Origin of the sequence: Priestia sp. YIM B13490 (assembly GCF_042787735.1) — a bacterium.
In the GTDB taxonomy this organism is placed as follows: Bacteria; Bacillota; Bacilli; order Bacillales; family Bacillaceae_H; genus Priestia; species Priestia megaterium.
In genome coordinates this window covers 51,217-62,552 of the sequence record NZ_JBHZOT010000006.1, presented here as the reverse complement: position 1 = coordinate 62,552, position 11,336 = coordinate 51,217, and the positions used below count along the sequence as shown (strand labels likewise).

Annotated in this window: 9 protein-coding genes; 3 read left to right on the top strand and 6 right to left on the bottom strand. The window is 39.6% G+C overall.

Going from position 1 to position 11,336, the window contains the following annotated elements; translation table 11 throughout:
- Positions 1–301: 301 nt before the first annotated feature.
- The 4 genes from ACFX4R_RS18450 to ACFX4R_RS18435 form a co-directional block, all read right to left on the bottom strand.
- Positions 302–757 (bottom strand): threonine/serine exporter family protein, encoded by a 456-nt coding sequence (locus ACFX4R_RS18450; protein WP_013059882.1) that lies wholly within the window; start codon positions 755–757, stop codon positions 302–304.
- 14 nt (positions 758–771) lie between these two features.
- Positions 772–1,533: a threonine/serine exporter family protein gene (locus tag ACFX4R_RS18445; protein ID WP_013085528.1), complete on the bottom strand. Its 762-nt coding sequence runs from the start codon at positions 1,531–1,533 to the stop codon at positions 772–774.
- 145 nt (positions 1,534–1,678) lie between these two features.
- Positions 1,679–2,689, bottom strand: coding sequence for a LacI family DNA-binding transcriptional regulator (locus ACFX4R_RS18440; RefSeq protein ID WP_043977567.1), 1,011 nt, complete (start codon positions 2,687–2,689; stop codon positions 1,679–1,681).
- A gap of 95 nt (positions 2,690–2,784) precedes the next feature.
- Positions 2,785–3,561: an alpha/beta hydrolase gene (locus ACFX4R_RS18435; protein ID WP_043977570.1), complete on the bottom strand. Its 777-nt coding sequence runs from the start codon at positions 3,559–3,561 to the stop codon at positions 2,785–2,787.
- Between the two features lie 189 nt (positions 3,562–3,750).
- On the opposite strand from ACFX4R_RS18435, the gene ACFX4R_RS18430 reads away from it, so the two are divergent.
- Positions 3,751–5,136, top strand: coding sequence for a sugar porter family MFS transporter (locus ACFX4R_RS18430; protein ID WP_165575686.1), 1,386 nt, complete (start codon positions 3,751–3,753; stop codon positions 5,134–5,136).
- A 33-nt stretch (positions 5,137–5,169) separates the two neighbouring features.
- On the opposite strand, the gene ACFX4R_RS18425 is transcribed toward ACFX4R_RS18430, so the two are convergent.
- Together ACFX4R_RS18425 and proB are read right to left on the bottom strand one after the other, a co-directional pair.
- Entirely contained in the window at positions 5,170–6,414 is a 1,245-nt protein-coding gene (locus ACFX4R_RS18425; RefSeq protein ID WP_043977574.1) for a glutamate-5-semialdehyde dehydrogenase, read from the bottom strand.
- Entirely contained in the window at positions 6,411–7,244 is an 834-nt protein-coding gene (gene proB / locus ACFX4R_RS18420) for a glutamate 5-kinase (RefSeq protein ID WP_043977576.1), read from the bottom strand. Before proB ends, ACFX4R_RS18425 begins: the two co-directional genes overlap by 4 nt.
- Positions 7,245–7,487: 243 nt before the next feature.
- Here proB and cstA point away from each other — a divergent pair, with 243 nt between their 5' ends.
- Both cstA and katA read left to right on the top strand, forming a co-directional pair.
- Positions 7,488–9,296 carry a carbon starvation protein CstA gene (gene cstA / locus ACFX4R_RS18415; protein WP_013085534.1) on the top strand — a complete coding sequence of 603 codons (1,809 nt, stop codon included), beginning with the start codon at positions 7,488–7,490 and terminating at the stop codon, positions 9,294–9,296.
- 274 nt (positions 9,297–9,570) lie between these two features.
- Positions 9,571–11,031, top strand: a complete 1,461-nt coding sequence (gene katA, locus ACFX4R_RS18410; RefSeq protein WP_162215123.1) for a catalase KatA — start codon at positions 9,571–9,573, stop codon at positions 11,029–11,031.
- Positions 11,032–11,336 lie beyond the last annotated feature (305 nt).

Sequence of the window (11,336 nt, the reverse complement as noted above, 5' to 3'; positions counted from 1 at the left end):
CTTCTTTCTCCTTTCATATATAAGAACATTCATCATTTCCATAGATACTTTGCTCATTTCTGAGCATCTTTTACTTACATTGTGAAACATTGAGCATAATAATTCGAGAGATATGCTCAATGTTTCACATACATATGTAATATCTCTCTTTCTATTTACATAGTATAGTCTATTTTTTTAGCTGTGCACGTACATTTTTTGAACGTTTTTAGACTAAAACGTGACTTTCTTGTGACAAAAAAGTGAAGGATCTCTTTATTTTTTTCATAAAAAAAGCACGCTCTGATTTGAGCTTGCTTCTCTATGGTCGATATTTTGCTTTGGCATTTAATTTAGACTGACGAATGATTTGATTGATGACTTCAGAAAACACAATACCAATGGCAATTGAACCTGAAATCATAAAGGCTTTTGCTGCAAGACTAATCGCTTCATTATAGTTATTTTCTACAAAGTTACGCATGGCATCGTATGCTGTTCCTCCCGGAACCAGCGGAATAATACCTGCTACGGTGAAAATAATGATCGGCGTTCGATAAATTTTTGCGTAAATTTGACTAATAATAGCAATAAAGAAGGCCGATGCAACTGTGCTTGGAATTTCATCTACGCCATAGAACGTTAGCAAATAGTAAATGAGCCAGCCAATCATTCCGACAAAGCCACTTTTTAATAATGATTCACGTGGAACATTAAAAATGATCCCAAATGCTGCTGAAGCAATAAAACTTGTAATTATCTGCTCTACGATATGCATATGATGCCTCCCTTCTATAGAAGTGTAAATACAATGGCAATACCTGCACCGATAGCGAATGCCGTCAGAAACGCTTCTGCTCCTTTTGATAATCCAGACAGTAAATGTCCCGCCATTAAATCTCGCACTGCATTGGTAATGGATAAGCCAGGAACGAGTGGCATAACGGATCCAATAATAATTTTATCGATTTGCGTGCCTAGTCCTGAAGCGACTAAAAGAGCTGATAAAAGTCCAATAACTAACGAAGCGGTAAACTCAGCAAAAAAGCGAATCGGAATAAGACGGTGGAAATACACCACGGTTAAAAATCCGAGACCTCCTGAAAACATAGCTGGAATAAAGTCCGTCCATAAACCTTGAAACATGATTAAAAAGCATCCGCTAGAAATGGATGCAGCTGCAAGTTGAACCCATAGTGGAAAAGCTACGTTTGTTGCTTCAATTTCTTGTAGCATTTCATACGCTTCCTCCAAGGAGATGTTTCCTTGACTGATTGTTCTTGAGACGCTATTTACCATGGTTACTTTTTTTAAATCTGTCGTTCGTTCGGAAATACGAATTAACTTCGTTTTCGTCGGTTCTTTCGTTTCAAGTGAAAACATAATCCCTGTTGGCGTCACATAGCTGTGGGATTTTTTTATACCGTAAGACGCTGCAATCCGCATCATTGTGTCTTCTACTCGATACGTTTCTGCTCCGCTTTCTAACATAATTTTACCTGCTAGTAAGCTAACGTCCATAATTTCATATTTATCTAATTTTTGTTGTGTCATCAAATCGCTCCAAACATATTAAAGCTTGGTTTTTTTCCCCCACAGCATACAGTGTATAAGAAAGAGGGAAGTGGACGCAATGGTTAATGCAAAAAAGTGTGGACTTTTTGTCTCACACTTTCAGGAATAGTATATACATTCCTTATCAATTCATACGTTTTGTGGTCTCGCGCTCTACTAATAAAGGTGCCATTTTATACTGTATCTGATCTATTTCTTGCTGATCCTGAATTTGTTGAAGTAAGAGGTTTACTGCTTTTTCAGCCATTTTTTCCATCGGTTGACGGATAGTTGTTAGTGGAGGATGCGCTTCACTAGCTTCTGTAATATCATCAAACCCTATAACAGATAAATCTGCTGGAACGTGAAGCCCGTTTTGCCACGCACAGTGTATCACTTTCAGAGCAATGTAATCCGTAGCACAAATAAGCGCAGTTGGAGGCTCTGGATGATGAGCTAGCTCATTTATAAACTGATATAGTTCATCTGAGTTATTCATATCTTCTTTCACAAACTTTGCGTTTGCTGACGGTACATACTGATAAAAAAGGGACAGACGGTGCTCGACTCCGCTTACAGCTTTTCCAACGAACCCTATATTCTTATGACCAAGGCCCGTTAAGTGAGCAACAGCTAATTGCATTCCCACCGCATCATCTACATGTACAATCGGCCAAAGTGCAGAAGAGGCGTCTCCTGTAAGAGAAACGTAAGGCGTTTGATATTGTTTTAATACATCTACAAACGGATGCTGAGCAGCTACATAGTCTAATAAAATGACCCCATCAAACCAATGGTTCATCATAGCATTTAATTGACGCTCAGCCGTTGTTTCTTCGTAATCCGTGTGTCCAATAAGAACGTCCATCCCTCGACTTTGGACTTGTTGCTGTACCTTTTTTAATAGTTCAATTAGAAACGGATCTTTTAAATCTCTAATTAATATCCCGATAATCCCTGTTTTTTGGGCCCGAAGAGCTGCCGCAAATGGATTCGTCTGATACCCCAAATGAGCTGCTGCTTTTAGCACTTTTTGTTTAGTTGTTTCACTAATTTTAATTTTACCTTCTTTATTATTGAAGATTCTTGATACCGTAGCTAATGAAACACCCGCTTCTTTTGCTACTTCTGTAATCGTGACTTTTTTTCTCCCCATTCGTACCGACTCCCATTTTCTTTTAGTCTATCGACCAAGTAAACATTTTTCTTTATTATACTACTAGAAGCCGGCACCACTGAAAACTACCTTCCCTACTTTTCACTAAACAGCCACTTTAACACATCTTGAATTTTTTGATCCCAATATGCCCAGTCGTGACTTCCTTTTCCTTCTTCATATGTAAAACAAATAGGCTCTTGCTTACAACGCTCGGAAAAACGTTTATTTTCCTGATATAAAAAATCTTCCGTTCCACAGCATTGATAAATACGCGGAGTCACTTCTCCATAGCGCCGGCGATTTTCAAGCAGCCAGAAAAGATCATCCTCAGGTCTAATAACAGGGGGCATGCCAAAAATCAAAGGATAATCTAAGAACTGAACTTCTCCTCGCCCTCCAAGCCCTTCAACGTCCATCACTCCTGATAAACTGGCAGCTGCAGAAAATTGATGTGGTTTGCGAAACGCCCATTTTAAAGCGCCATACCCTCCCATAGAAAGGCCAGCTACAAAATTATCTTCTCTTTTTTCCGATAACGGAAAGAATGATCTAGCCAAGTGAGGAAGTTCTTCTGTTACAAACGTCCAATACTTCTTTCCATAAGCCATATCTCTATAAAAGCTGCGATCTACATTTGGCATTACAACTGCAAGTCCTAATTCTGATGCATAGCGTTCAATCGAAGTTCTTCTCATCCATATCGTATGATCATCAGAAAGACCGTGTAATAAATAGAGCGTAGGGTGTTTCTCACTTCTTGTATTGGTTTGTAAACCAATTTGAGATTTTGTGTGCTGCGGTATCAAAACGTTCATTGAAGTACTTATTTGCAATACTTCTGAAAAAAAATCACATTGCATAAACGCCATATTTCTCTTCCCCCTATTTTTTCTTCCCTATTGGTTGATAACAAAACGTACATAATTCATATAAAAGGTGAAAAATAGTTTGATTATTTACAATTTTTAGTTTAACATAAAAACATCTTTTATGAAAACGTTTTACGTATAACGTTTTTTTAATTGAAATAGTGACGGTGATTCAAAGGAGGAATTTATATGGGGATAGTAAAAGTAACTTCTGACGAGTATAAGGAGCAAAAAAGAAATCTATTTTTCGTGATTTTCATTTCATGTGCAGCTGCTTTTGGAGGGTTGCTTTACGGCTATGACACAGCCGTCATTTCAGGAGCTATTGGGTTGATGAAAGTACATTTTAATCTTGGTCCAACGATGGTAGGTTTTGTTGTATCTAGTCTGCTGCTCGGTGGTGCCATTGGGGTACTTGCTTCAGGAAAACTGAGTGATCGATTCGGTAGAAAAAGCATCTTACTTTTAGCAGCTTCTTTATTTGTCGTATCCGCAATTATGCAAGCGCTATCTTCATCCATCTCTTTTGTGATTATTTCTCGAATTATTGGAGGACTAGGCATTGGTATGGCTTCTGTTCTTTCTATTACCTATATTTCTGAAATAGCCCCTCCGCACATGCGTGGCCGCTTAGGCTCTCTATACCAATTTGCTGTTGCCGTTGGGATTGTTTCTGTCTATTTTGTAAATGACTACATTTTATCTATTGGGGAAGACGCTTGGCAGAATTCCACAGGATGGCGCTACATTATCGGTGCTTCTGGTATTCCAGCTCTTTTATTTCTTCTTATTCTTTCTCCTGTTCCTGAAAGTCCGAGGTGGCTGGTAAAAGCAAACCGCACTTTAGAAGCTATGGACATTTTAATTAAAATCAATGGTACACACATTGCACGCCAAGAGCTGTATCATATTGAGCAATCGTTAAAAGAAAATCAACCAGCTTCTCTTTCGCTTTTTAAAGAGGCCTGTCTTCGAAAAGCGCTGCTTATTGGTATTCTACTTGCAGCCTTTCAACAGCTTGTCGGAATTAATGCCATTATTTATTACGCCCCGCAAGTTTTTAAAGCAGCTGGAGCTAGAGGAGATTTATCGCTCCTTGTTACGTCTATGATTGGTGTGGCTGCCTTTTTAGGCGTTCTTTGTTCCATGTGGCTTATCGACCGGATTGGCCGCAAAGCTTTATTGCTTATTGGCACAGCTGGTATGGCCGTTACGCAGCTTCTCGTTTCCTTTGGGTTTCATTCTCAAGGTACTGAAGGGTTGACTACTAGTTTACTTATTGTTTTTTATTTATTTCTTTTTAATATTTCTATGGGACCGGTTGTATGGGTTGTGATTTCTGAAATTTTTCCTAATCACGCGAGAGGCTATGCAATGTCTATTTCTACGTTTTTCTTGTGGATAGCTAATTGGTTTGTATCTCAGTTTTTCCCTATCCTTTGGAACAAAGCTGGAGGATCTTTTACATTTTTATTCTTTATGTTTATGTGTCTCGCTTCATTTTTGTTTATATGGAAGTGGGTTCCGGAGACAAAAGGAAAGTCACTTGAAGAAATTGAACGTATATGGAAATAAGAGAAGCCTGGGCATATGCCTCAGGCTTCTTTTTTATCGAATTTGTCCATCTCCGTAAATAATATATTTTAGCGTTGTTAATTCCTTTAATCCCATTGGTCCACGCGCATGAAGCTTTTGTGTACTAATTCCGATTTCTGCCCCGAAACCAAACTCTTCTCCGTCCGTGAACCTCGTTGAAGCATTCACATAAACAGCGGCTGAATTAACGCGCTGTAAAAAACGCTGAGCATGAGCATAATTTGTTGTTACAATCGCTTCAGAGTGATGTGAACTATGAACATTAATATGAGAAATCGCTTCATCGATATCATCTACGATTTTAACCGCCATGATGAAATCCAAGTATTCTTTTTTCCAATCCTCATCCCCTGCGGGAACAAGATCTGGAACGATTGTTACCGCACGTTCATCACCGCGTACTTCTACATCTTTCTCTCGTAGCGCTTGAACAATAATCGGCAAAAATTCATGAGCCGCTCGTTTATGGATAATCAGCTTTTCGGCTGAGTTACACACCGCTGGACGAGATGTTTTTGCATTAATGACAATATTGGCCGCCATGTCACCGTCATATTCTTCATCGACATAAATGTGGCAGTTCCCAGTTCCTGTCTCAATAACGGGAACCGTTGCATTTTTTACCACTGCTTCAATTAAACCAGCACCGCCTCGAGGAATTAATACATCGATATATTCATTTAATTTCATTAACTCCAGTGCTGTTTCTCTCGACGTATCTTCAATAAGCTGTACGCTATGCTCAGGCAACCCTGCACTTGCCGCAGCTTGAGATAATACAGAAACAATCGCTTGATTCGAATAAAACGCCTCGCTGCCTCCGCGCAAGATAACTGCATTTCCTGCTTTTAAGCATAAGCCTGCTGCATCACACGTAACGTTTGGACGCGCTTCATAAATAATTCCTATGACACCAATAGGTACACGCTGCTGCCCAATTTGTAAGCCATTTGGTCGCTTCGCCATAGACAGCACTTCTCCTACTGGATCCGCAAGCGCAGCTACTTGGCGCAGGCCGTCTGCCATTCCGTGAATCCGCTCTTTATTTAAAGATAGGCGATCCAACATCGCTTTTGATGTGCCTTTTTGAACGGCTTTTTCTATGTCTAATTCATTGGCTTTTAAAATCGCTTCTTGCTGATTCAATAAAGCAGCCGCCATTTTATAAAGTGCCTGCTGTTTTTGTTCGCTCGTTACATTTCCTAAGAAATAAGAGGCATCTTTTGCCTGCTTTCCTTTAAGCTGCAATTCACTCATTTCATTACTCCTTCAGCTTGTTTTAAGAATAACGTTCCAATTTCTTGGCCTTCAATAATATCTCGCAAAATATTTGGCTCTTTACCATTTGCTAAGATTAAGCTTACGCCTGCACTTGTAGCTGTTTTAGCAGCGGTAAGCTTTGTGACCATTCCGCCTGTTCCAACGTCAGTTCCACTATCTCCAGCAAAATTCTCAAGCTCCGGTGTGATGCCATCTATTACTTTCATTAATTTAGAGTTAGGGTTTTTTGTGGGATCTGAATCAAAGAAACCGTCAATATCAGATAAAATAACAAGTAAATCTGCGTGAATCAAAACTGAAACAATGGCAGATAAATTATCGTTATCGCCGAAGCGCACGATGTTTTCAATTTCATCGATTGCAACCGTATCGTTTTCATTCACAATAGGAATTACTTTGTCTTCAATTAATTTTTCAAACGTATTCACAACGTTATTGCGCACATGTTCATCTTCGATTACATCCTTCGTTAACAGTACTTGACCAACGATGTGGCTGTACTCACCAAAGAATTTACTATAGATATGCATAAGCTCACATTGCCCGACAGAGGCCGCTGCTTGTTTTTCTCGAATAGAAGTTGGCTTTTCCTTTAACTTTAGTTTTTTTACTCCCACTTGAACGGCACCTGATGTAACAAGCACAACTTCTTTTCCTGCATTCATTAAATCGGATAAAACACGCGCTAGTTTTTCAATGCGTGCTAAGTTAATATCTCCATTATCATAGGTCAACGTAGATGTCCCTACTTTGACTACGATACGCTTGCTATTTTGTAACTCTTGACGATGGTTCACTCTTTTCATCTCCCTAACTAAAACACCTAAATGCGTACTAATTTTTTTAAAAATTATAGCAGAGATTATGCGAAAAGTCTTATAGTTTTTCAAAGGGAATTTGAACTTTCTAATTTTTTAAATAATTAAGGGAAAAACTGGTGATAAAAGCGCTTTCTTCTTTTATAATGAAAGTTGTAAGGGGAACACACAATTACATAACGTTGTGTAGTAGTACAAACATCAGACAACTAAGGGATAGGGGGATTTGTAATGAATGCGGTTACGATTGTTATTGGATCTATCTGTATTTTAATGATTGCGTATCGGCTATACGGAACATTCATGGCTGTTAAGGTCTTGAAACTAAACGATTCGCAAAAAACGCCAGCACATGAACTTGAAGATGGGAAAGATTATGTGCCAACCAACCGATGGGTAACATTTGGTCATCACTTTGCAGCTATTGCAGCTGCTGGTCCGCTTGTTGGACCTATTTTAGCAGCTCAGTTTGGCTATTTGCCCGGACTGCTCTGGCTTTTAATAGGAGCTGTAATCGGAGGAGCCGTTCACGATGCGGTTGTGTTATTTGCATCTATGCGCCAAAAAGGCCAGTCGCTTTCCGAAGTGGCTAAAAAAGAGCTAGGACCTGTCGCTGGTTTTTGTACAGGTTTAGCTATGCTTTTTATCATTACCATCACAATGGCCGGTTTATCTATGGTCGTGCTACACGCACTTGAGAAAAACCCTTGGGGTACATTCGCTGTTGGAATTACGATTCCGATTGCAATGGGGGTAGGTATTTACCACAAAAAAACCGGTAATTTAAAAGCGGCTTCTACCGTCGGCTTCATTTTAATTTTAATCGCCGTATTTAGCGGTCCTTATATTCAAGGAACAGCTTTAGGAGATTTTTTAACGCTAGATATTAAAACACTTTCAATTATTCTTCCCGTTTATGCATTTTTCGCAGCGGCCTTGCCCGTTTGGCTGCTTTTAGCACCTCGAGATTATTTAAGCAGCTTTATGAAAATTGGTGTCTTTATCGCGCTGATTGTAGGCGTGTTTTTCGTAAATCCAGCAATTCCATTTCCTGCAGTTACTGAATTTATTCACGGAGGCGGCCCTATTCTAGCAGGACCCGTGTGGCCGTTCATTTCCATTACGATCGCCTGCGGTGCTATTTCCGGCTTCCATGCATTTGTTGGTTCAGGGACAACCCCTAAGATGCTCGACCGTTGGAGTGACATTAAAGTTGTAGGCTTCGGGGCGATGTTAGTCGAATGCTTGGTAGGAATTATGGCATTAATTGCCGCAACAGCTTTACATCCTGGAGACTATTTTGCAATCAACTCTACACCTGAAGTGTTCAAAACGCTCGGCATGAACGTGACAGCTCTTCCTCAGCTTAGCCAAGAGATTGGTCTAAACTTAGAAGGCCGTACAGGCGGCGCTGTTACACTGGCTGTAGGAATGACATATATCTTCACAGAAATTCCTTGGTTCAGCCACCTGTCTTCTTACTTTTTCCAATTCGTCATTATGTTTGAAGCAGTGTTTATTTTAACTGCTATCGACGCGGGTACACGCGTTTCTCGCTATTTAATTCAAGACTTTTTCGGTGAATTTTATAAGCCATTGAAGCGAGTAGACTGGCTTCCCGGTTCCATTTTTGCAAGCGCCCTAGCCTGTTTTATGTGGGGGTACTTATTGTTCTCAGGAGATATTGGCTCAGTTTGGGCGCTGTTCGGCGTATCGAATCAGTTAATGGCCTCTATTGGTTTAATTATTGGAGCAACCGTTATTCTTAGAATTGCAGATAAACGCTCCTATATGCTTACTTGCCTTATTCCACTAGCCTACCTTTACGTAACGGTTAACTACGCAGGTTATTGGATGGTTAAGAATGTCTATTTAAATGAAGCTGCGGCAGGTTACAGCATATTAAATGCGACTCTTTCAATCATCATGCTTATACTCGGTCTCATTATTATGATTGCTGCGATTCAAAAATGGACGCAGCTTTGGCGCACGCCTCAGGCTGAACTGGCAGCGAAAGCAAACTTATCACAAAATATATAAAACGAACACGCTTGCTTATATAAGCAAGCGTGTTTTTGATATGGTAATAGCCGGTCAAAATAATTGCACACCAGGCATTTTTATTATTAAACTAAATATACTATACAGAAAATTTTTAAAATAGTTCGTACATTCCACATGCGTATCCCCCACTGACTACATCTCAAAATTAACAATTTAAATTATAATAATTATAATTTAGTATTGATTTTTTATTTAAAAATGTTATTATTATTTCTAACATAATAAAATTCAAATAAGAGGTGGTTCTAAGATGACAACAAACAAGAATAACCTAACGACTAGTTGGGGAGCTCCGGTTGGAGATAATCAAAATTCAATGACCGCTGGTTCACGCGGACCTACTTTAATTCAAGATGTTCACCTTTTAGAGAAATTAGCCCATTTTAACCGAGAGCGAGTTCCTGAACGCGTCGTACACGCAAAAGGCGCCGGTGCCCACGGCTATTTTGAAGTGACAAATGATGTTTCAGCCTATACAAAAGCAGCTTTCCTTTCTGAAGTAGGAAAACGAACACCTCTATTTGCTCGCTTTTCAACAGTAGCTGGTGAAAACGGCTCAGCAGATACCGTTCGCGACCCTCGCGGATTTGCTGTTAAATTTTATACAGAAGAAGGAAACTACGACTTAGTCGGAAATAATACACCTGTATTTTTCATCCGAGATGCGATTAAATTCCCTGACTTTATTCATACACAAAAACGCGATCCACGCACACATTTAAAAAACCCGACGGCCGTTTGGGATTTCTGGTCTTTATCTCCTGAATCTTTGCATCAAGTTTCTATTTTAATGTCTGACCGCGGTATCCCCGCAACTTTACGCCATATGCATGGATTTGGCAGCCACACATTTAAATGGGTTAATGCCGAAGGAGATGGCGTTTGGGTAAAATATCACTTCAAAACAGAGCAAGGCGTAAAAAATCTGTCTCCAGACGTAGCTGCAAAGCTAGCTGGTGAAAATCCAGATTATCATACTGAAGATTTATTTAATGCCATTGAAAAAGGCGATTTTCCTTCATGGAAGCTGTACGTTCAGATTATGCCATTAGAAGATGCTGATACGTATCGCTTTGATCCGTTTGACGTAACAAAGGTTTGGTCACAAAAAGACTACCCGTTAATTGAAGTAGGTCGCATGGTCTTAGACCGCAATCCAGAAAATTATTTTGCCGAAGTGGAGCAAGCTACATTCTCACCTGGAACGCTTGTGCCGGGAATTGACGTATCACCTGATAAAATGCTGCAAGGTCGACTATTCGCATACAGCGATGCACATCGCTACCGCGTGGGTGCTAACCATCAAGCGCTACCGATTAACCGTCCGCGCAGCGAAGTAAATAACTATCAGCGTGACGGCCAAATGCGCTTTGACGATAACGGCGGCCGTTCTGTTTATTATGAGCCAAACAGCTTTGGCGGCCCGACAGAATCACAGGAAAACAAACAAGCAGCATACCCTGTTTCAGGCGTTGCCGATAGTGTTGCATATGATCATAACGACCATTACACGCAAGCAGGTGACTTATACCGCCTTCTAAGCAAAGACGAGCGTACACGACTAGTTGCAAACATCGTTGAAGCTATGAAACCTGTAGAAAAAGAAGAGATTAAACTGCGTCAAATTCAACACTTCTACAAAGCGGATCCAGAGTATGGAACACGCATTGCAGACGGTTTAGGATTATCTGTTCCGCAGCAAGTAAAATAAATTTATCCGTTTTCTAAATGAAAAAATAAGAGTATTTTTCTCATTTTAGATTATCATTTATTCTCAATTAGTTTAACATTTTATCAATAAATAAGTATCCATATTTTATGGATACTTATTTAAATTCTTGTAAAAAGAGGAAGGGATGAAGAAATGATTGGACAAGAAATAAGATGTAATCAGTGTGATAGAGAAATAAAAGTACTAAAACACAGTACGCTTTGCGGTTGCGGAATAAAATTACGAACGCTAAAAAAAGAGAAGCAACCAGCATAGTGAGGTTGCTTCTCTTTTTCACTAGATAT